This is a genomic window from Streptomyces lanatus (genome assembly GCF_014655715.1).
Classification (GTDB): domain Bacteria; phylum Actinomycetota; class Actinomycetes; order Streptomycetales; family Streptomycetaceae; genus Streptomyces; species Streptomyces lanatus.
Genome location: NZ_BNBM01000023.1, coordinates 66,669 through 87,481, shown reverse-complemented (window position 1 = coordinate 87,481; position 20,813 = coordinate 66,669). Strand labels below are relative to the sequence as shown.

Annotated in this window: 23 protein-coding genes and 2 pseudogenes; 15 read left to right on the top strand and 10 right to left on the bottom strand. The window is 68.4% G+C overall.

From position 1 onward, the window contains the following. Positions 1–239 precede the first annotated feature (239 nt). Both IE325_RS40625 and ligA read right to left on the bottom strand, forming a co-directional pair. Positions 240–1,124 (bottom strand): VOC family protein, encoded by an 885-nt coding sequence (locus IE325_RS40625; protein ID WP_268256390.1) that lies wholly within the window; start codon positions 1,122–1,124, stop codon positions 240–242. Between the two features lie 161 nt (positions 1,125–1,285). Further along, positions 1,286–3,370, bottom strand: coding sequence for an NAD-dependent DNA ligase LigA (gene ligA, locus IE325_RS40620; RefSeq protein ID WP_190075209.1), 2,085 nt, complete (start codon positions 3,368–3,370; stop codon positions 1,286–1,288). Positions 3,371–3,494: 124 nt separating this feature from the next. Between ligA and IE325_RS40615 the strand changes: the two genes are divergently transcribed. The 4 genes from IE325_RS40615 (at position 3,495) to IE325_RS46750 (ending at position 5,210) form a co-directional block, all read left to right on the top strand. Further along, the gene (locus IE325_RS40615; RefSeq protein ID WP_190075208.1) at positions 3,495–3,734 is read left to right on the top strand and encodes a hypothetical protein; all 240 of its coding nucleotides are present in this window, start codon (positions 3,495–3,497) and stop codon (positions 3,732–3,734) included. Continuing rightward, a complete protein-coding gene (locus IE325_RS40610; RefSeq protein ID WP_190075207.1) occupies positions 3,734–4,111 on the top strand; it encodes a fic family toxin-antitoxin system, toxin component in 378 nt (125 codons plus the stop codon). Before IE325_RS40615 ends, IE325_RS40610 begins: the two co-directional genes overlap by 1 nt. Positions 4,112–4,372: 261 nt before the next feature. Continuing rightward, positions 4,373–4,954, top strand: coding sequence for a dihydrofolate reductase family protein (locus IE325_RS40605; RefSeq protein WP_190075206.1), 582 nt, complete (start codon positions 4,373–4,375; stop codon positions 4,952–4,954). 121 nt (positions 4,955–5,075) lie between these two features. Beyond that, complete coding sequence (locus IE325_RS46750) at positions 5,076–5,210, top strand: hypothetical protein (protein WP_268256389.1); 135 nt, start codon at positions 5,076–5,078, stop codon at positions 5,208–5,210. 375 nt (positions 5,211–5,585) lie between these two features. Here IE325_RS46750 and IE325_RS46445 read toward each other — a convergent pair whose 3' ends face one another. Continuing rightward, a complete protein-coding gene (locus IE325_RS46445; RefSeq protein ID WP_229912406.1) occupies positions 5,586–5,870 on the bottom strand; it encodes a hypothetical protein in 285 nt (94 codons plus the stop codon). A gap of 339 nt (positions 5,871–6,209) precedes the next feature. Between IE325_RS46445 and IE325_RS40595 the strand changes: the two genes are divergently transcribed. The 4 genes and pseudogenes from IE325_RS40595 to IE325_RS40580 all read left to right on the top strand — a co-directional run. Beyond that, complete coding sequence (locus IE325_RS40595; RefSeq protein ID WP_190075205.1) at positions 6,210–7,100, top strand: S41 family peptidase; 891 nt, start codon at positions 6,210–6,212, stop codon at positions 7,098–7,100. A 109-nt stretch (positions 7,101–7,209) separates the two neighbouring features. After that, positions 7,210–8,037, top strand: coding sequence for an IS5 family transposase (locus IE325_RS40590; RefSeq protein WP_190075204.1), 828 nt, complete (start codon positions 7,210–7,212; stop codon positions 8,035–8,037). Between the two features lie 55 nt (positions 8,038–8,092). Next, positions 8,093–8,449, top strand: coding sequence for a VOC family protein (locus IE325_RS40585; RefSeq protein ID WP_190075203.1), 357 nt, complete (start codon positions 8,093–8,095; stop codon positions 8,447–8,449). A 282-nt stretch (positions 8,450–8,731) separates the two neighbouring features. Further along, positions 8,732–9,305, top strand: a pseudogene (locus IE325_RS40580) (hydroxymethylglutaryl-CoA lyase-like TIM-barrel protein); the annotation flags it as partial. 79 nt (positions 9,306–9,384) lie between these two features. Here the strand turns inward: IE325_RS40580 and IE325_RS40575 are convergent. After that, a complete protein-coding gene (locus tag IE325_RS40575) occupies positions 9,385–9,822 on the bottom strand; it encodes a MarR family winged helix-turn-helix transcriptional regulator (RefSeq protein ID WP_229912415.1) in 438 nt (145 codons plus the stop codon). 149 nt (positions 9,823–9,971) lie between these two features. Here IE325_RS40575 and IE325_RS46440 point away from each other — a divergent pair. The 6 genes and pseudogenes from IE325_RS46440 to IE325_RS40550 form a co-directional block, all read left to right on the top strand. Further along, positions 9,972–10,373 (top strand): annotated as a pseudogene (locus IE325_RS46440) (SDR family NAD(P)-dependent oxidoreductase); the annotation flags it as partial. A gap of 118 nt (positions 10,374–10,491) precedes the next feature. After that, entirely contained in the window at positions 10,492–10,725 is a 234-nt protein-coding gene (locus IE325_RS46435; protein WP_350896660.1) for a hypothetical protein, read from the top strand. A gap of 186 nt (positions 10,726–10,911) precedes the next feature. Continuing rightward, a complete protein-coding gene (locus tag IE325_RS40565) occupies positions 10,912–11,553 on the top strand; it encodes an FMN-dependent NADH-azoreductase (protein ID WP_190075202.1) in 642 nt (213 codons plus the stop codon). Between the two features lie 228 nt (positions 11,554–11,781). Next, complete coding sequence (locus tag IE325_RS40560) at positions 11,782–12,546, top strand: IclR family transcriptional regulator (protein ID WP_190075201.1); 765 nt, start codon at positions 11,782–11,784, stop codon at positions 12,544–12,546. 890 nt (positions 12,547–13,436) lie between these two features. Next, on the top strand, positions 13,437–14,324 hold the full coding sequence (locus tag IE325_RS40555; protein ID WP_190075200.1) for a VOC family protein: 888 nt from the start codon (positions 13,437–13,439) through the stop codon (positions 14,322–14,324). Positions 14,325–14,351: 27 nt separating this feature from the next. After that, positions 14,352–15,218: an alpha/beta fold hydrolase gene (locus IE325_RS40550; RefSeq protein WP_190075199.1), complete on the top strand. Its 867-nt coding sequence runs from the start codon at positions 14,352–14,354 to the stop codon at positions 15,216–15,218. Positions 15,219–15,329: 111 nt separating this feature from the next. Here IE325_RS40550 and IE325_RS46430 read toward each other — a convergent pair whose 3' ends face one another. From IE325_RS46430 to IE325_RS40540, 3 genes are read right to left on the bottom strand one after another with little or no spacing between them, the layout of a single operon-like run. Next, positions 15,330–15,905 carry a hypothetical protein gene (locus IE325_RS46430; protein WP_229912405.1) on the bottom strand — a complete coding sequence of 192 codons (576 nt, stop codon included), beginning with the start codon at positions 15,903–15,905 and terminating at the stop codon, positions 15,330–15,332. Then, a complete protein-coding gene (locus IE325_RS40545; protein WP_229912404.1) occupies positions 15,793–17,271 on the bottom strand; it encodes a PHP domain-containing protein in 1,479 nt (492 codons plus the stop codon). Before IE325_RS40545 ends, IE325_RS46430 begins: the two co-directional genes overlap by 113 nt. Continuing rightward, positions 17,264–17,650, bottom strand: coding sequence for a hypothetical protein (locus IE325_RS40540; RefSeq protein WP_190075198.1), 387 nt, complete (start codon positions 17,648–17,650; stop codon positions 17,264–17,266). Before IE325_RS40540 ends, IE325_RS40545 begins: the two co-directional genes overlap by 8 nt. A gap of 80 nt (positions 17,651–17,730) precedes the next feature. On the opposite strand from IE325_RS40540, the gene IE325_RS40535 reads away from it, so the two are divergent. Then, positions 17,731–18,162: a hypothetical protein gene (locus IE325_RS40535; protein ID WP_229912403.1), complete on the top strand. Its 432-nt coding sequence runs from the start codon at positions 17,731–17,733 to the stop codon at positions 18,160–18,162. 205 nt (positions 18,163–18,367) lie between these two features. Here the strand turns inward: IE325_RS40535 and IE325_RS40530 are convergent, their stop codons facing one another. The 3 genes from IE325_RS40530 to IE325_RS40525 form a co-directional block, all read right to left on the bottom strand. Further along, complete coding sequence (locus IE325_RS40530) at positions 18,368–19,003, bottom strand: hypothetical protein (RefSeq protein WP_190075197.1); 636 nt, start codon at positions 19,001–19,003, stop codon at positions 18,368–18,370. A 203-nt stretch (positions 19,004–19,206) separates the two neighbouring features. Next, on the bottom strand, positions 19,207–19,329 hold the full coding sequence (locus IE325_RS46745) for a hypothetical protein (RefSeq protein WP_268256388.1): 123 nt from the start codon (positions 19,327–19,329) through the stop codon (positions 19,207–19,209). An 847-nt stretch (positions 19,330–20,176) separates the two neighbouring features. After that, entirely contained in the window at positions 20,177–20,743 is a 567-nt protein-coding gene (locus IE325_RS40525) for a peptidoglycan-binding domain-containing protein (protein WP_229912401.1), read from the bottom strand. Positions 20,744–20,813 lie beyond the last annotated feature (70 nt).

Here is a 20,813-nt window from a genome sequence, read left to right as displayed (position 1 = left end):
CGGGTGGGCCTGCTCTCGCCCTGTGAGAGGTAGATGAACCGATCTGTACTTATATCTTCTCCTGAAATGGGTAGGAAGGTCGTCGGATCCGCGTGAAGGGCCGTATCCGTCACGGACGCCGTTCAGATCACTTTGAGGGCGTCGACCACGGCTTCGCGGAGCGGAGATTCACGGTCTTCTGCCTTCGATTTCTGCGCCGACGACGTGCTCAAGGCCGCCTTGCTGATCGCGGTTTCGGCTCAGAGAAGGACGCTGGGGTCGTATGGCTCGTCGGGTATGAACTCGTGGCGCCATGCGCGTTCGCTGAGCTCGGAGGCAGACGCCCCGGCTTGCCAGGCTTTGACGAGCTTGTTCGGATCGACGAAGTGGCCGATGGGTTTGGCCGCGAAGTCGTGGGAGTGGCGCATGCACTCCGTTGACGTCCAGCTGTTGCCGAAGTTGTCGACGTGGAGCTCGACGCTGTTGCCGTCCGGGTCCGTGTAGTAGAACGCGGTCTGGGCGCCGGCATCCGTGCACAGGACCGGAACGATGCCCTGGGCCTGGGGACGGAGGTAGGTGCCGAGCAGTTCCTCGAGGGTGCGGTAGGCGAAGGCGAAGTGCTGGATGCGGCGGTGCGCGGCCTTGTTCTCGTCGGCGCTGAAGCCGGGCACTTCCACGAAGGCCAGCCGGTGGTTGGCCTCGTCGTTGGTCACCCAGACAGACTTCATCGCGGGGGCGCCCTTCGTACCGGCGCTCGCTGAGTCGGTGCGGTGGACCACATCCATCCCGATCACCACCCGATACCAGCTCACCATGGCGTCAGCGTTGCTGGTGGTCATCCCGAGGTGGTGCAGTCGAGGGTGGCGATCGTCGTGCTGTTCACCCTTCGTCCTCCTTACTCGGTCTGTCGACTGACACCACCGTATGGGCTTAGATGAATAAACGGCAGTAGGATGTTTTCCTGTACCTAAGCGGCCCCGCCCGGCGCGCAACACCGGCGAGCGCGCCCCGCTCCCCGGCAGCGGCCGCGCCGCCCAAGTGGGCACGCTCGGGGCAACGGGAAGCCCCGGCTGGACGGGGGAGACCAGCCGGGGCCGTGTGCGGTGACGTGCGGGGGGCGGTCGCCTCTCGGCGGAAGGCTCCATGGGGCTTCAGCCGGACGGTCGTCCCCATGGGCTATAGGTGAGGCCCGGGGACACTGTCCCCTCCGCAGCCACACATAGATGAACGGTCAACTGCCGAGGGTTGTTCCATACGCTGCCGGACTTCCGTTGTGAGGTGGGGCACTCGGCCGCACGGCTGCGGGTCACTTGAGGAAGTCGGCAACGAGGGTGGCGAATTCGTCCGGGGTGGCCAGCCGGATCCCGAGGCCTTCGGCCTTGGCCCGCTTGGATCCGGCGCCCTCGCCGGCGACGACGAGGGTGGTCTTCTTGGAGACGCTGGAGGAAGAGCGGCCTCCAGCCCGTTCGATGAGCTCGTTCATCTGGTTGCGGCTGAGGTTCTCCAGCACGCCGGTCATCGCGCCGGTCACGACCACCGTCATGCCGGCCAGCGGGCCACCCGCCTTTTCCTGCTCCATGCTGCTGTCGGGACCGTCGGCGGCGGGGGTGGGCGGGGTGGCGCCGGGTTCGGTCATGTTCACCCCGGTGGCGGCGAGTTTGTTGATGAGCGGGGTCAGTTCGGCGAGTTCGGCGACGATGGAGGGGGCCTTCTCGGTGCCGATGCCCTCGACCTGCTGCATCGCTTCGGCGTCGGCGGCGCGGATGTTGTCCATCGTGGCGAAGTGCCGGGCGATCCGGCGGGACATGGAGCGGCCGGTGCCGCGCACCCCGAGTGCACACAGCACGCGTGACAGGGGCTGCGCCTTGGCCGCGGCGATCGCCGTGATGAGGTTGTCGGTGCTGGTATCGCCCATCCGCTCCAGGCTCAGGAGCTGCTCGCGGGTGAGGGTGAACAGGTCGGCGAGGTCGGCGACGAGACCGGCGTCGACGAGCTGGACGATGCGGGTGGCGCCGAGGCCTTCGATGTCGAGCTGGTCGCGGCCGGCGGCGTAGGACAGGGCGGCCACCAGGTGGCAGTTGCGGCCCATTGCGCAGCGCCAGCGCTGCTCGCTGGTGTCGATGCCGGCACCGCACCGCGGGCACACCTCGGGGAAGACGATGGGCTGTTCGTCGCCGGTGCGCAGGTGAGCGACGGGGGCCTCGATGCGGGGGATGACGTCGCCGGCACGGTGGACCATGACGTGGTCGCCCAGGCGCAGGTCTCGGCGGGTGATGTCGGCCGGGTTGTGGAGGGTGGCGTAGGTGATGGTGGCGCCGTCGATCTCGACGGGTTCCAGGACGGCTCGCGGGGCGATGACGCCGGTGCGGCCGACGTTCCACTCCACCTCGAGCAGCCGGGTGATCTTCTCGACGGCGGGCAGTTTGTAGGCGATCGCCCAGCGCGGGGCGCGTGATCCGGAGCCGGCGGCCTGCTGGTCGGCGGCGAGGTCGGCCTTGATGACGATGCCGTCGATCCCGAACGGCAGGTCGGGCCGCAGGGCGGCGATCTCCCGCACGCGGGCCAGCACCTGTTCGACGCTGTCGGCGGTGGTGCCGGGCACCGCGGTGGTGGCGGTGGTGTTCACCCCGTACGCGGCGGCCTGCGTCATCAGCTCGCTGTGTGCGTTGCCGCCCAGCCGCGCGGCGAGCGCCGTCTCGGTGTCGGGCAGGGGCAGCAGGCTGTAGCCGAAGAACGTCATCGGCACGGTGTAGGTGCGCTCCTTGGCGCGCAGGGTGCCCGCCGCGGCGCCGCGCGGATTGGCGAACGGCTGCCCGCCGTGCGCGGTGCGCACCTCGTTGGCCTGCTCGAACTGGGCGGTCGTCATGAGGACTTCGCCCCGCACCTCGACCGTGACGGGCTCGGCAAGTTGGTCCGGCAGGCCCTCGATGGTGCCGATCGCGTGCGAGACGTCCTCCCCGGCCGTCCCGTCGCCGCGGGTGATCAGCTGTCTCAGCCGGCCGTGGGAGTAGCGGGCGGCGATCGCCAGACCGTCCAGCTTCGGCTCGACACTGAACCGCTCGACCTCGTGGCCGGTCCTCCGGGCCAGCGAGGCGGACCAGGCGGTGAACTCCTCCGGCGAGAACACGTTGTCCAGGCTCAGCATCGCCACCGTGTGCGGGACGTCGCCCTCCACGGCGCCGCCGGCGACCTTCCCGGTCGGCGAGTCGGGCAGCACCTGGTCGGGATGGCCGGCCTCCCACGCGGCGATGCCGCGCACCAGCCGGTCGTAGGCGTCATCGTCCAGCACCGATGTACCGCCCGCGTAGTAGGCGGCCGACGCCTTCACCGCGTCCTCGACCGCCTGCGCGTAGGCGGCGGCATCCACGATCACTGCACCTGGTGTTGTCATGCCCGCCATCCTGCCCGCCACCACTGACAATGCCTCCGGCGAACGGAGGCCGGACGGCCACCGCCGCCGGTTGCGGGGTCACGGTTCCCCTCCGTGATCTGGTACCAGCTGTTACCATCCGGGCATGGCGAAGACTCAGAAGGGCTGGCGGGTCGACGACGAGATCGCGGAGCTGGCCACGGCACGGGCCAGAGACCGCGGCATGAGCGTCGGCGACTACATCGCGGCTCTCGTGCGCGAAGACGCCGACGGGCTGCGCCAGCGAGGCCTGGACGCCGCCCGGCGTTTCCTCGATGAGCACCAGTCGGTCTTCGACGAGGCCGAGGACGCCGTCCGTCCCTCCCCGGGGGCACACGCCGCGTAATGGACCTGCACATCGACGTTCCCTGGATCCTGCAGGTCGCGGAGATCGCGGGCGCGGCAGACCCGGCCCCCGACGACTACGGTGTACCGGTGGCCGCGGTCGCCTGCCATCGGGCCGAGCTGCTGGAAACCCCCGTCTACGACGGCCCCTACGCCCGCGCAGCCGCGCTGGTGCACATCCTTGGACGCTGCCGCTGGCTGGAGCGCTCCAACATGGCCGTGGCCGCTGCGACCGGCGTGATGTACCTCGAGGCCTCCGGAATCCCGGTCAAGCCCACACGCGAGGATGCCGTCGCCCTCCGCGACCTGCTGCGTGACCCCGCCTGTACCGCCGCCCAGATCACGGTCCTGCTGCGGACCTGGCCGCAAGCCACCTGACCGCATTGTCACGAAGCCCTCCCGCGAGGAGGGCCAGGGGCGGGTCCGGACAGGAGGCGGAGGGCGGCCTGTTGCCGTATTTCCCCCGGTTCAGATCGCACGACGGGCCGTACGAGCACAACCGAACACTGGCGAGGGCCGACGCCGCCTGTGCCGGAAGCCGTATTCGCGTACCCCTCGCCCCGCGCCCCGAGCGATGTCGAGAACTCCCGCGCGGCTCCGACGTCACCTCAGGAAGGCATCCAACGGAGGGACGAGGTCATGAGCAAGGTCGTTTCAGGCATCTCGATGTCGCTGGACGGGTTCGTCGCCGGCCCGAATGTCTCCCGCGAGCAGCAGCTGGGCGACGGCGGCCTGCCGCTGCACCAGTGGCTGCACCAGCCGGACCCGCGCGACATCGACCTGCTGGACGAGATGCGCGCAGGGCTGGGGTCGATCCTGATGGGGCGGGTGTCGTACGGCCTGGCGGAGGGCGACGGCGGCTGGGGTGAGGGCGGGCCCGCCGGACCGACGCCATGCTTCGTGCTCACCCACAAGGCACCCGCCTTGGAGACGGTACGGGCCCCGTCGGTCTTCACCTTCGTCACTGACGGCATCCACAGCGCGGTGGCCCAGGCGAAGGCGGCGGCGGGCGGCAAGGCGGTCGCCGTGCACGGCGCGAGCGCGGCTCAGCAGTGCCTCGCGGCCGGGCTGCTGGACGAGATCCAGATCCATCTGGCCCCGGTCGTGCTCGGCGGCGGCACTCGGCTCTTCGAGCACCTGGGCGGGCAGTACCGGCTGGAGCGTACGAAGGTGATCGAGACGCCGAACGCCACCCATCTGCGGTTCAGCGTGATCCACTGACCGGCTCCGTACTCAGTGGACGAACGGGCAGTTCGCCACCGACAACGGCGGCTGGCACCGCGTGACCGGGTCGATCGTCCGGCCCAGGACCAGCCGTCAAAGCAACGACACCACGTTCTACGTGAACTGCAAGGATTCGGTGCCCAGCCACCGCAAGCACCGGCTGGAGGCCCGCGGCTATGCCATCGCCAACGACGGCACCGAGGTTCGCGGCAACCTGTTGTATGTGAAGGCGAAGTCGCGGCGCTGTCTGTAAGCGCCTTCGAGGAAAGGTGGATTCCGTGGACCATCCTGCCAACACCTTCGGCTATACACCTGCGAATCCAGAGTCCGGGCGGGAGGCTGTGTTCGTACCTGAACCGCAGGACTCGGCAGACCAGGGCGAGGATGAAGTCCAAGAGGAGCTGGTCCAGGGACGGGCCCGGCGCACTGAGCCGGGCGAATTTCCACCGGATTACTGGACTCGTTGACATACACGGCGCTTATATCGGCGCCGATTGATGCTCAGAGTCAGGTCTCCCCGTGGCGCACGGGGAGACCCTCTTCGTGACCACCCACGAGATCATGCAGGAGGCGTTCGCTTTCCTCGCCGCATCCAGCCCGAACTACGAGGCTGACGCCTCAAGGCACCTCATGCGGTTCGCGGTCGGCGTCCCGACGTCTTCTTGGACGGCTGCTTCTTCGCCGTCGTCTTCTTGGCCGCGGCCTTCTTCGGCATCTCGTGCACGTCGGCCGGGCCTTCGCCACTGCCCCCGGTCAGGCGACATCCGGGCCCGATCGCGGGCGGTTCGACGGCTTCGTGGATGAGGACTTCGGCACGGTTATGGACACCAGGCGCCGCCTGATGAGATCGCACCGGCACTACCGCCCGGCAGCGCCGTAGGCACTGCTCATTGGGCCCGAACTTGTAGATCATGACGAGCAACCTACCGACGAATCCCACGCCTGAACGAGCGATATTTGCTGGTCAGGGCGACACCAGATCATGGCCCCGCTCTCCTCCTCCACTCCACTCAGCCGATGCCCGGCTGGCGCAGGGCGTCCAGCTGGCCCGAGGCAAGTTCGGCGACGGGCGGCAGGCTTACAGGTTGCGCAGGTAGGCGGTGTGGATGATGCGGGCGGTCTCCACCGGGCCGTCGCACAGCGTCGGGTGCTGAGTGGTCGCATCGCCGAGGAAGTCGGTGAGCGGAGCACGTGAAGAAGCGGCCGTGAAATCCGTTGGGCACGCGTTCGACCCGGACCTACCATCGCGCGCATGACGACTCATCACGAGATACTCGAAGCCGCTCTGACCCAGATCACCGCCGGTTACGTGTTTCCCGAAAAGACGGCTGCCATCGACGCGGCGATCCGGCGTCGGCTGGACGAAGGCGCATATCTGGACCTGGACGTGCGGGAGCTGTGCGAGCGAGTCACGGACGATCTCCAGAATGTCTGTCCGGACAAGCATTTGCGGTTGTTGTGGGCCGAGGAGCCGCAGTCGATGGACGAGGAGCCGGAGGCCGTCGCTCGCGCCCGATTCGCGCAGTACGCAAGGGAGAGCAACTACGGCATCCGGCGGGTGGAGCAGCTCGACGACAACATCGGCTACCTCGACCTGCGCATGATCGCCCCCGCCGATCTGGGTGGTCCCGCGATCGCTGCCGCCATGCAACTGCTCGCTCCCACCGAGGCATTGGTCATCGACCTGCGGCAGTGTCGGGGCGGCTCACCGGAAGGCGTGCAGTTGTGGTGCAGCTACTTCTTCGCTGACGACGGGGTGCACCTGAACGACATCTACGAGCGGGCCACTGACTTGACCCGCCAGTACTGGACCCTCGGGCACCTCGCCGCACCGCGCTACCTGGACCGCCCGGTCACCGTACTGACCAGCGACCTCACCTTCTCCGGCGGAGAGGAGCTGGCGTACAACCTGAAGGTGCTGGGGCGCGCCACCTTGATCGGCCAGACCACCCGCGGTGGCGCTCACCCTACGGACCGGATTCCGGTCGCCCCGCACGTTACCGTGACCGTTCCCGCTGCCCGCTCGATCAACCCGGTCACCGGCACCAACTGGGAAGGCGTCGGTGTCGAGCCCGACGTGGCCGTCGCGGCCGGGGACGCGCTGAAAGCGGCGCTGGAGCACCTGCGCACGCGGATCGGCTGAGCAGCGTTCGACGCTTTGCAGATAAGCGGCGGGGAGGCTGGGGCGGATGGGGCAGGTACCGGTGCCGTGATCATGGAGTTGCGACGCTCTGTGATCACTGGAGAAATCTGTGCCTGCGCTTCCTTCATGGCTGACCGAACCGCTCTGGGACCAATTCGCCGCCCTGCTGCCGCAGCGACCGCAGTTCGAACCGACCCACCCGCTGGGCTGCCACCGACGCCGTATCAGTGACCGGATCGTGTTCGACAAGTTGCTCCAGGTTTTGCGATTCGGCTGCTCGTACGAGGCAATCGCGGACTCCACCTGCTCGGCCACGACCATCCGCAACCGACGCGACGAGTGGATACGCCTGGGCCTGTTCGCGCGGTTGAAGCGGATCGCCCTGGATGCCTACGACCGCGTCGTCGGTCTCGTCCTGGACCAGATCGCCATCGACGGCGCCATCGCCAAGGCTCCCGGAGGCGGCGAAGCGGCCAGACGATCCCCGGTCGACCGAGGCAAACAGGGCATGAAACGTTCGAACATGACCGACGGCTACGGCATCCCGCTCGGCCGGGTTCTGGCCAGCGCCAACCAGTACGACTCACCCCTCCTGGCCCCGACTCTCGCTCTCCTGGAGGTTCTTGGACCGCTGCCCGATGAGATCACCGTGCACCTGGATGCCGACTACGACTCCACCAAGTCCCGTACCGTGCTTGGCAATCGGAGGCTGTACGGCCAGATCGCCCGCAAGGGGACCAAGGCGCCGATCCAGGCGACCCAGCGGTGGTACATCGAGCGCACCCACGCTTGGCAGAACGCCTTCCACCGGCTCGCCCGCTGTTACGAACGCCGGATCACCGTCATCGAAGCCTTCTTCGACCTCGCCGTTCGTAGCCTGATCCGCCGGGCGTGGACCACCCACCGCTGGGATGTGCGTCCCCAGCGCCGACCATGAGCGGCCGCCTATCTGCGTGGCCCCTTAACGAATATCAGAGAGGAAGATGATTGACATGGGTCAGCCGGTAGCGTTCTTCGAAGTGATCAGCACAGATCAAGAGCGGGTACAGAAAATCTACGCGGATCTGTTCGACTGGCAGGTCACCCCGGATCCGGCGATGGGTGGCTACGCTCTGGTGGACACCGGCGCCGGCGGCGCGGCGATCATCGGAGGGATCGGCCCGTCGATCGCCCTGGGAGACACCGGAGTCAAGATCTACATGAGGGTCGACGACCTGGACGGTTACCTGGAGAGGGCCGAGGCGCTGGGTGGGAAGAAGGTGGTGCCGCCCACCGACCTGCCGGGTGACCACAGCCGTTACGCGATCTTCGCGGATCCGGACGGGAATCTTGTCGGCCTGTGGGCCTGACCGGCAAACGGAGGATCCCGTAGAAGGACGAGACGCACTGCCCGATGGCCGACATCGCGACGGACGCTGCGACTGACGAGGCGCTGCGTCACTTGCTGAACCGCGTCGCCGGGCGGTCCTGCGTCTCGTCGCCCATGACGCGCGGGCGAGATTGCCGCGGCGTTCGACATCACCCGCACCGCGGTCGGCCATAGGGGATTGCCGGTCAGGCCGGTCTGGTCGAGTCCGGTGCGGCCTCGGCGGTCGGGCGATGCCGGCAGTCATCGGGCACCGCCTCGCGGGCGTGAGCTGGGGATGGACGTCGCCGGGTTCCTGATGATGTCCCACATGGCCGAACCGGCCGAACTCGCCCGCCAGGCGCGGCTCATGGAGTCGTACGGCGCGCACTGCGTCTACGTCACCGAGTCCGGCGGTCAGCTCACCATGGACGGTATCCGCGACCGCTTCCGCGTCTACCGTGACGTCTTCGACCCGGTCACGGAGTTGGGCATCCACGCCCATCACGACCTCGCCCTGGGCGTGGCGAACACCGTTGTCGCCGTCGAGAGCGGCGCTGTCCGCGTCGACGCCTCGCTCGCCCGTCAGGGGGGCAGGCGCGTGCAACTGCCCCCTCGAGGCTTTCATCGCGGTCGCCGACCTGATGGGGTTCGAGCACGGCCGCGATCTGTTCCCGCTGATGGACGCCGCCGACGATCTCGTACGACTGCTGAAGGACCGCGAGGTGAGGGTGGACCGCGAGACGCTCAGCCTCGTCCACGCGGGCGTGTATTCCAGCTTCCTGCGCCACGACGAGACCGCCGCCGCGCGCCACGGCTTGGACACCCGCAGCATCCTCGTCGAGGCCGGCGCGCATGGTCGGCGGCCAGGATCGCCGATTCGCCAGCGCCTGCGTTCCACTCTTTGGCAGTTGTCTCCAGAGAGGAACAGCACGCACCTCAGTCTTTGACAGTGCCCCGCTGAGCGGTGAGCGCAACTTGGGTCAGGAGGTCTCGAAACTGGGCCCGCTGTTCTTCGCTCAACTCCACAAGCAGCCGTGCTTCAGCGGCCGCGACATCAGTTCGCATGCGCTGCAGTTGCGATCGGCCTTCGTCCGACAGGATCACGTGGCGAGCCCGCCGGTCCTGCGGATTCGGGCGCCTCGACAGCAGACCCTGCCTCTCCAAGTCGTCGAGAAGATAGGTCATCACCGTTCGGTCGAGACCAACCTGGCCGGCCAGTTCGAGTTGCGTGGGGGGCTTGTCCCCGGCCTCGGCCAATGCCATGAGCACCAAGTAGGCGCGTGACCCTCCGGGCAGCGTCTCCGAGGCGTCGGCTGCAGCGCGCCGAAGCGCCCCCGAGATCATGCGAATGGCCCAAACCAGGTCGTTGTCCAAGGCAAGACACTTGGCGCTTTCGCTCGCTCGGCCGCGGGGTTCAGAGGACATCGCATCACCGTAGCACCTTTCGACATCACTACAGATAGTCTTGTGAGCAGAATATCTTGTCTGCATAGTGTCCTTGGAGGGGGTGCTCCAGCTCCGCGATGACGCAGCGGGTGACGGGCTGCGGCCCGGCTATGGCAAGGAGACGCGCCATGGCCGTCAGTGACGAGTCGACACGGCGAAGCGCCCTGGTCGCGGGGGCGACGTCGGGGATCGGGCGGGCGATCGCCGAGGGCCTGGTCCGACGGGGAGCGTCCGTCGTCTTGCAAGCCAGGGACAGCAGCCGGAGCGACGCCGTGGTGTGCAGGGCCGGCATCTATGAGTTCGTCTCGACGGTGCACGCTGACGCCGCGAGCTTCGACCGCAGGTCGCCGTCAAATGCGGGCCCGTTCCTACTGCTAGCAGCCTTGATGCCCGGAATGGTGCACCGACAGAACGGATCGATCATCCCGATCGTGTCGGGCTCGGCGCGAATCCCGGCTGCGGTCGGAGCGGCTTACGGCACCTCGAAGGCCGGCATCGAGATGCTCGCTCGCTCTTGGGCGTTTGAGTTGGGGTCCGTCGGGTGCGCGAGTCAATACGGTCTCCCCGGTAGCCGTCCACGTCGAGGGAACGGCGGCGATGCTCGGCGGGCATGCGGCCTGCTCGATGGGGCAAACGCGCGAGGGCGCGCCGAGGGGCCCGAGCGAAATCGCGGATCTCGCCTGCTCTCTGCTCTCGCCTTTGAGCAGCTGCGTCAACGGTGCGGTCCTCGCTGGCGATGCCGGCGAGCGCGGCGCCAGATGGCGGTCCTGTCCGTTGGCCCTCGCCCCTGACCGCGCCGTCCCGGGAGGCGATGGCGAGGACCCTTGGTGACCGCGGGGCCGCCGGGGATGTCTGTGGTGACGCGCCCGGCCCCCAGCCGAGGTCCGACTGCAGTTCGTCGCGAACCACCGGCACCCGCGTCATGCCGGGCTGTTAGCCAGCCCACTTTTCTTGAAAGCAGATGTTCTGTTGTGCATACTATCTGCATCGCAGCCGAACTATGGAGGTACCGGCACCATGAACCTGTTCCGTCTCGACGCGAGCATCCGGACCGAAGGATCGGTGAGCCGCGCCCTCGCGGACACCGCCGAGAAGGCGTGGCTCGCCGAGCACCCCGGCGGCGTCGTGACCCGGCGCGACCTCGGGTTCCAGCCGCTGCCCGGGGACGCGTGGACCGCGCTCGCCCACGAAGTCGTCAACCCGGCCGCACCGGCCCCGGCCGAGGCGCACGAGCTCCTCGACCGCCTCGGCGCCGAACTCCTCGCCGCCGACGCGTTCCTGTTCGCGGTGCCGATGTACAACTGGAACGTCCCGGAACAGGTCAAGACCTGGATCGACCTGATCCTGAAGCACGACCAGGTGGGGATACACGGTGACCAGCCGCTCAAGGGCAAGCCGGCGCTGCTGACACTGAGCCGGGGCGGCGGCTACGGGCCCGGCTCCCCGAAGGAGGGCTGGGACTACGCCACGCCCTACCTGCGCAGGATCCTGGCCGACGTCTTCGGGCTCGACCTGCAGATCGCCGAGGCGGAGCTGACCCACGCGTTCTGGAACCCGGAGATGGCGCACCTGCGAGGGCTGGCCGAGGAGTCGATGAAGACGGGGCACGAGGATGCCGCCGAGCACGGGCTGCGCATCGCCAAGCTGAGCAGGGTCTGACCCCCCAGGGTCTGTCTCGTAGATCACCGCGGGCTGCGCGCCCCCTCCGCGCGGCACCTCCCGCTTGCGGGGGACTGGCCGCGTCGGCGTCGTCACACAGAGGATCCCCTGACGAGCATTCCTCCGCCGCCTTGCGATGCATCCGCGCGGACGGCCGCTCGCCACCGCACCGATCTGCGAGACAGACCCTGGAACGATTGTTCTCAAGGCGTTCTGAAGGGACTGCACATGGGCAATGGGGCCGCAGTGCGGGAGACGGCCGTTCCGTCGTCGGTCATGCAGAAGGCGTTCGATCTGCTGGAAGTGTTCCGAAAAGGCCGCGTGTTGACGCTGAGTGAGGTGGCGCGCCGCGCCGGTCTGCCGAAGTCGACGGCCTACCGCGTCCTCGGGATGCTCGTCCAGGTGGGGGCGGTGGAACATGAGGGCACCGGCTACCGGATCGCGTTCCGGATGATGGCCCTCGGTGCGGCGTCGCCCGAAGGAGCGGTCCGCAACGTCGCGCTTCCGTACCTGCTGGATCTGCACCGGGCCGTCGGGCACACCATCCATCTGTGCGTCCTGCGCGGCCCGGATGTCGTCTACGTGGAGAAGCTGTACACGCCGCGGGCGCGGTTGTTCGCCACGGAGGTCGGGATGGCTCTGCCCGCTCACTGCACGAGTGTGGGCAAGGCACTGCTGGCCCACACGGACCCGGGCCTGGTCGAGGCGGCCACCACGGGCCGTCTGCGCGCGCTCACCGCGCACTCTGTGCGGGATCCGGAACTGCTCCGTCGTGAGCTGCGACGGGTCCGGCAGCGTGGGGTCGCCACCGACGTCGAGGAGGCGGCGCCCGGACGGTCGTGTGTGGCCATGCCGATCGTCTTCGGCGGCCAGGCGGTGGCGGCGGTGTCGATCGGGTTCCCCACCGAACACGGGTCGGCCGATGTCTTCCTGCCACCCCTGCGACGGACGGTGTCGTCGATCGTCAGGGCACTGCCCGGCGTCCTGACGTGACGGGGGCAAGCTGGGCGGCCGGCAGCAATCCCTGACGGTGTCTCCACCGCGTCCGACCCGGCCGCATGGCAACCAAGTGCTCGTCGCACGACAGCTGACGAGCCACTTCGAAAGGAATCCCGATGCATATGCCACGCATTACACGCATTCGCTCCAGGGTGGTCACGCTGGGTGTCATAGCGTCGGGGGTCGTCGCGCTCAGCTCTGCGACCGCACTCCCCGCCAACGCGGCAACCAGGTACTGGACGGTCCAGGGGACCGGATCTACGCCGGCCGCGGCCAAGAAGGCCGCCGATAAGAAGTGCACCGATGCCGGAGGGCACCCAGACCCGTGGGCAGGCTACGTGCAGAAGTCCGTTGGCTGGACCGCAACTGAGCAGTGCTCCAAGTAGGGGCGCGGTTGACATCGATCCGCATCGACGGGAATCGATGAGACGCACAACGGCACTTGACCCGCGAAAGCGCAGGTCAAGTGCCGCTTTTGCTGTGCGTCAACGGGGACAAGGACGACCGCGTGCGCGGTGTCGAAGGTGGAGGCGCGGACGTCGATCCATCCGGTCCGGTGCGTGGAAGGGCCCTTTCCGTGGTCGTTGAGGTGGCGGGGAGAGAGCAGGCCGGGGCCCGGCTCGCGGCGGAACGGTTGTGCCGGTTCCCGGAACACGCGCAGCGCCGGCGGAACGATGTGCCGGTTCCCGGAACACTCGCTTCGTCGGCGCGGTCTCCCGCCTTAGCGTCAACGTCATCAGCTCAGTCGGCGCCCCGATCGACGCGCCGCTCGACGCCGTCGCCCGCACGCTCGGGCTTCCCGCCCCCCAGGACGGCCGGGCCGCCGGAAAGACCTTCGCCACCGCAGCTCACTGACCATCCCGGACAACCTGAGGAGAAAGCACATGAGCTTCTTCACATCGCTGAGCTATGTCGTGGTCCGCGGTCCACTCGACGAGTGGGCCCGCTTCGCCACCCAGACCATCGGCGCGGAACCCTCGCCGTCCGCCGCGGGCGAACTGCGCCTGCGACTCGACGAGTACGCGTACCGCATCCTCGTCGAGGACGGCGAGCCCGCGGGCCCCCGGTCCCTGATGGCACTGGGCCTCACCGTCCCGGACGCGGCCACGCTCGCCGCGCTGGAAACTCACCTCGCCGCCCGGGGCATCACCGTCCGCGAGGACGAGGAACTGCGAGCCCGCCGGGGCGTCAAGGGACTGCGGGTCTTCTCCGATCCCGCAGGCCAGACGATCGAGGCCGTCCACGGCCTGCCGCTCGCCGACACTCCGTTCGCGTCCCCGCTGGGGGTCCGTTTCGTCACCGGTGATCTGGGGGTCGGGCACGCCCTCCTGACCAATCCGGGTGGCGCGCGCGAGCTGGCCGAGTTCTACCAGCGTGAGCTGGGATTCAGGCTGACCGACACGATATCGATGGCTCAGTTCGGATCGGACGAGAACGCCTACTTCCTGCACTGCAACCCCCGCCATCACTCCATCGGCGTCGGCGAGGGCGTGGGCCCCATCCCGGGCCTCGATCACCTCATGCTCGAAGTCTCCGACTTCTCCACCGTCGGCCGCATCATGAGCCAGATCAACGGCGATCCCGACCGCGTCATCATCACGCTGGGCGAGCACACGAACGACCACATGACCTCGTTCTACGTGACCACGCCGTCCGGTTTCCAGATCGAGTACGGCAGCGGCGGCGTGGTGATCGACGACGACACGTGGCAGGTCGCCCACTACGACGCGATCAGCGCCTGGGGCCACAAGTACATCGCGGCCGACGCCTGAACCGCCACCGGAGACAAAAGGAAAGCCATGCCCACAACCGAGGCCCTGACCGAATCGGCGACCAGCAAGTACGTGCAGACCAGCAAGTGGAAGCTGCACTACAACGAGGCCGGTGACGGTCACCCGCTGATCCTGCTGCACGGCGGGGGAGCCGGCGCCAGCGGCTGGAGCAACTACTCGAGCAACATCGCCTCCTTGGCACGCCACTACCGTGTGATCGCCATCGACATGCCCGGCTGGGGCAAGAGCGACACCGCCGTGCCGGGCGACCGCGACCACGTGGAGGCGCTGGAACTGGCACTGGACGCGCTCGAACTGGACCAGGTCGCCATCGTCGGCAATTCGCTGGGCGGAAGGACGGCGCTGCGGTTCACGGCGCACCATCCCGAGCGCGTCAGCCACCTGATCCCGATGGGCGCCCCCGCCCCGGGGGTCAACGTGCTCGGCCCGCCCAACGACAAGACGGACGGAATCCTCCCCTTGGTGCGCGCCTATTTCGACCCGTCGCCGGCGAACTTCCAGGCGATGGTCGCAGCGTTCGCGTACGACCCGGCGCTCGCCGAGGACGCCGACCTCGCCCGCCAGCGGTCCGAGGCCGCGCTCGCCCGGCGGGACCACCTGGAGAACATGAGGCTCTCGCTGCCCAGCGGGGATCTCAATGGCCCGCCGCAGCTGTTCCAGGACCTGCCGCCGCTGCTGGCCGAGCTCACCGTGCCCACGCTGATCGTGCAAGGGCGGAACGACCGCGCCGTCCACTTCGAGAACGCGCTGCGGTTGATGGCGATGATTCCGTCCTCCCGGCTGTACCTCATCAACAACTGCGGCCACTGGGCGCAGATGGAACACGCCGAGGAGTTCAACCGCGTCGTGCACGAGTTCATCTCGGCACACTGACCCGGAACGGGCGGTGTCCTGGAACCGACTGGGCGGTCTTGGCGCCGCCGCCGGCGCGTACACGCCGCTGCGGATGCGGCTGAAGCCGATGGTGCGGATGAAGACGATGAGTCACCCCGCACCGTGCATGAATCCCATGCGGGATTGCCGGCTCAGGGCAACGGGCAGGTCGGCATCCTCGGTGACAGCGACGATTTCCCGCTCGATGCGGGTGCACGGGCGGCCGAGCCGGTGCCCGGCCTCGGCGAGCAGCTGGTCGGCGACTGCTCCACTCTCTGATCCGCCCGCCTGGCAAAGGCTCCGGCTTGCGAGCCCTCGGGGCCCAAAGTGTGGTGACCGCCGCCGATAAGATCTGAAGGGCAACACGCCGGGACTTGACACAGAATCGGCCTGGAAGACGCCGATCGTCCGGCCTGCGGCAATCATGGCGTATACGTCCGGATCGTCCTGTGGAATCGACGCCATGTCCAGGCTGATGCCGTGGTGCTCGGCAATCAGATCGCACGCGGTGTGCAAGGCGGCCAGGATGCTCAGCCCTAGGATGTCTATTTTCAGGAGTTGGGCGGCGGCCACATCATCTTTGTCTCCTTGCAGGACCGAGCGGCCTTCTCGTGTGGCCCACTCGACCGGCATAATTTCGCCGATTGGCTGGCGGGTTAGTACCATCCCGCCGACATGGATTCCCAAATGGCGTGGCAGTGTATGGAGCTGCCCGGCGAGGGAGCGTACGTCGTCGGGGATGCTGGCCTCGGGGCCGGGTGGCTCGTGGTGAATATGGCGGGTCATCTCGCTGATCCGGGCCATCGGATAGCCGAGCGCGCGCTGAGTCCCGCACACTGAGGCGGGGTTGGTAGGTGATGAGGTTTGCCACCAAGAGCAGGCCGTGTTTGAGTGCGTCGACAGAGGTGATCCCGAGGGCGTAACAGACTACGGAGGACGCGGCGCTGCCGCGGCCCTGGCACCAGATCCCCTGCTCGGTCGCGAACCTTGTGATGTCCCAGCAGATCAAGAAGTAGCCCGGCATGCCCATGTCGGTGATCACGGACAGCTCGTAGTCGAGCTGTTTCCACGCCGCCTCGGCTGCCGGGTCGGTGCGCGGCCCGTAGCGGCGGGTACAGCCTTCTTCGGCGAGGTGGCGCAGATAGCTGTCGGTGGTGTGCCCGGCGGGCACCTCGAAGTCCGGCAGCTGCGGGCGCAGTTTCCTCAAGTCGATGACGCTGCTGCGGGCGAGGTCGACGGCGGACGCGACGGCCTCTGGGTAGCGGGACATGAGGATGCGCATCTCCGCGGCGCTGCGCAGGTGCGCCGCCGGGGCCGGCGGCAGCTCCCCGACCGCGGTGTCGAGGTTGGCGCGGCGACGCAGCGCGGTCAGCGTCGCGGCCAGCCGCGCGTTGCGCGGGGCTGCGTAGCGGACCGCGTTCGTGGCCACCACCGGCAGACGCCATCGCTCTGCCACCGCGTGCACGGCGGCCTTGCGCGGCCCGTCTTCGGGCAGGCGGTGATCGACGAGTTCGGCGTGCAGAGGGGTGCGGCCGAAGAGTTCGGCCAGCCTGTCCATCCGGTCGTGGATGGCGTCACTGTCATACGCGGCCTCCCCGGCCACGGGGCAGCCGGTGAGGATCGCCCACTCTCCCTCGTGCGCGGCAGCCGACAGCGCGTTGAGGTCGTAGACCGGGGCGCCTTTGGCTCCGGCCAGCTGCCCGGCGCTGATCGCCGCGGACAGCCGGGTGAAGCCCAACAGGCTGCGGGCGATCACCACGATGGACCCGAGGCCCTGGTCCAGGGTGAGTTCGGCGCCGTAGATGGTGCCGAGGCCGCACTCGTTCGCGGCCTCCGCCAGACGTCTCGCGCCGTAGAGCCCGTTGGTGTCGGTGATCGCCAGGGCCTCGATACCGAGGCGGTGGGCCCCGGCGACCAGCGCCACCACATGGCTGGCGCCGAAGAGGAACGAGCTGGCGGAGTGCACATGCAACTCCGCCCAGGTGCCGCCGGGCGCCGGCGCGGCGCGCGCACCGGGGAAGCGCAGCACCTGCCCGCGGCCGTGGTCAGCCATAGAGCGCCTCCACCGCCCACCGGCCGTCCTGGATGTGCGGCAGCCAGGCGCGACCGTCCGCGCACGCGACCTGCAACCGCGCCAGACGGCGGGCCTTGGCGGGGATCCACCAGTCCTCCAGCACCGGCCACGGCCCCGCCCACCCCGTCACCGCCACCGGCGCGCCCCCGTCGATGGACAGCGCGGCAGGGGCCTGGGCCAGCAGGATGCGTCCGCTCACCCCGACCGAGCCGCCATCCGCCCCGACCAGCAGGGCGGGGTGCCGCGGTGAGCAGGCGATGCATGAGGTGCTCGGTAAGGGGGGTTCCCGCAGCCGCATGCCGGTACTGTTTCCGGCTGTCAGCAGCCAGGTCCCCGCGTGCTGGGGGAGCGGGGTCATCACAGTGGTGTACGGGTTTCGATCCGGTTGATCGGGTACCACCCCGGGGATCCCAGAACGCGATCTCGTGGGGTGTGGCGATGGCGACCGCGACACCGCTCTGGGTCAGAGGGACGACACAGAGCGCGGTCCGCTCCGGGCTCGTGGCGGCCCTGCGCGAGGTCCTTACTGCGGTCGAGGCCGGCGGTATCACCGGCCTGCCCGGGCTCGCCGCTCGCCACACCGGTCGGCGCATCACCGCCTCCGGCGCCCGCGCCCGGGTACGCGGCAGGGCCGTCCTGATCACCCCCACCGGCTCCGGCTCCGGCCGCGTCGGGGGCCAGGCCATCGCTTCTGGCTCCGTCCGCCTGCGTCTCCTGATCGCTGAAGCGGCCCGGCTGGGACTGCGTCTGGTCTTCACCGTGCGCCTTGCCAGGACCGGCTGTGTGCACTCTTCCGGCAGCCGCACGGACTCACCCGGTATCCGCCGCGGCGTCGTCCAGTGTGCCGGCCACACTGAGGAGCGCTCCTAGGGATCTGCCCAGACCGGCGGGTTCGATGCCGGCGGCTTCGCCCGTCGCGTGGATGCCGCAGGCGGCGACGTCACCATCGCCGTGCACCGGTGGCTGGTCGGGACCGGGTCGCATCCGGCCGGACGTCCAGATCATCGACCTCGGGGTCCGTACCTGGCGCTCCCGCTGACCGTACCTGGGGCAACTGTCACTCCAAGCAGGGTCCTCAGCTCTCTGTCTCGGTGGGCTGCGTTTCGGCTTCGGGCGCAGCCGCCGGCTTGGGTGCGGGTGCGGTGTAGAAGACGGACCTTCCTTGTTTGGTGCGTTCCGCCTGGCTCTTGGCCACGAGGCCTTCGAGCGTGACCCGCACGACCTTGACCGCGATCTGACGCTCCGGGTGGGCCTGGTCGAGCGCGGCAGAGATTTCCGCGGCCGAGCGGGGTTCCTTCAGCTCGAGGAGGTGGCGTCGAATGAGCTCAACCAGGGTGGGCTGGCCCGCCTTTGCGGCAGCTGCCGGTTTGGCCACGGGCTTCGTGGGTGCCGTGTTCTCCGGTGCGGTGGTGGACTTCCGGGCCTTTTGTTTCCCGCCGCGTGCGGTGCCGGTCTTCTTCTGCCGGGGGGAGGGCACCGTGGCGCCGTCGGCCTCTGCGGCTGGCTGGGCCGGTGCCTGGGTGACGCCGAGTGCCTGCTGCACGTTCACCAGTACCGTGTGGTCGTGCTGGACCGCGGCGAGTTGCTCTTGCAGGGACGCGATCTCCGCACTGAGACGTTCCTGCTCTTTCGCATTGCGGTCGAGGTCGCCTGTCACCTGGGCGACGTACTGCGATGTCAGTTCAGTGGCGGGAGCTGTTGTCTCAGGCATGGGGCTGACCTTTCCTCGGCGATCGAACGTCTTGCGAGGCTGTGCCACTTGTGGGTGACGCCCCTGTTGGGCGAGGTATCGGCGGTCTGGCATGGGCGCCGCAAGTGCCGCAAGATGCCTCGGCGTACAGATCGTACGGACAAACAGCGCCGGTTGTTCCTGCCGGATGGTGTCTTCTTACTCTTGAGACAGTCTCACAATCCTCATGTCTGTTGTGCGCGAGGCAGGACAGCGGAGCGTGGCTGGGTCTGCGGCTGGGGCAGTTGCCAGATCACTTCGTCGGTCTCCCGGTTGTTCTGCCAGGCCTTCAGGGTGCGTGTGGTCACCAGCCGGTCGGGTAATTCTCCGGTCTGTTGCGGGGAGTGCCCGCACAGGCGGGGTGAGGATGTCCATGTCGGTGCTGTGTTCGCCGGGGGTGCAGGTGTGTGCGGCCAGCACGAGAGCGGCCGGCCGCAGCGCGGGAGCTGCGGCCGGCAGGACCAGGGGAACAGGCCGCAGTGCCCAGTCGGCGGCACGGCGTCCGGGCGTCTGGTCCAGCAGCGCCGCGTCGGGCAGTCGCACCTGCACCGGCAGCGTGTGGAAGTCCGGCAGCGCGAGCCAGTCGGCATGGGCCGGCTCCAGCCACAGCTCGCGGTTCTCGCGAAGGCGCATACCCTGCAACAGGCCCGCTGGCAGCTGGACATGACTACAGGTGCCAGGACGAAGCGCGCACCGGCCCGGTCGCGGACGCAGTCCCACAGTCCAGATGCGCCGCACTGCTGCGTGCGCGCCGGGCGAGCCTCGTGGGCTGGCCGCCCCTCTGCCGCACCAGCCCATACCTCTCCTGGCAGCGTGTCGTCCCCGACCCCCGCACCTGCGCGGATACCGAGGACGACACCACACGCTGCGCTGGTCGAACTGGCGCCGCCAACGCCAGGCAATCGCCCGCCGCTGTCACTACCTGCGGTGTTGTCGCACGCTCGAGGGGCGGTCCCCATGAGAGCGCCCCTGCACGTTCGGAGTGCCGCTGCACTCCCGCCATCTGGCGAAAGACCAGGTCAGACAGCGAAATCCTGCTGGAGTACTAACCCCGCGCCGGTGAATGGTGGCTCGAAGGCGGCGCGGGCGGCGGGAAGAACCCCACCGGTCTCGAGCGGGCCGTAGTCCGGCACCTAGCTCTTGCCTTGCGTTGTATCAGAACGTCGAGGGGTTGCTGCAGCTGTACAGGAGCGCACCACGGTCGTAATAGTGGGGCCACTGCATGTGGCTGCGGGTATCAGGGCCGTAGACACCGTCGGCACTGCCGGAGAGCCCGAGCTTGTTGTTCTGGAGCCACCTGACGGCCTCGACCGTGCCAGTGCCGTAGATGCCGTCGGCGCCACCGGAGTTGTTGATCCGCTGGGCGGCCCAGGTGCCGCCGTAGCAAATGATGATGGCTTGCTGAAGAGCTTCGACCGCCGACCTGGAACCCACCTGGTAGCCCATGTAGCAGGAGATCCCGTTGTCCGTGCGGGCTGGGATCTTGTATTCGTTGACGGTCCCGCTGAGATGTGGCACGTCGCGCCACGCGGTGGTGTTGCAGGGGCCGTAGGCGGCATGGGCCGGCTCGGTCATCATCGGGCTGGCCGTCAGGCCGGCGGCGAAGAGGAAAGCCAAAGCCCCCAACACGCTGATCCGCAAGCGGAGCGTGGTGGACACGCGTTGTTTCACGATGCAACCCTTTCTGGTTGGTGATGTCGTCTCAGTGACGGCCTCGCCCACGGACCTTAGGGTCATCGGGGGCTTCGGACTTTGCCATCCGTGCAGGGAACTGTGTCAGTGGTGCACCGCC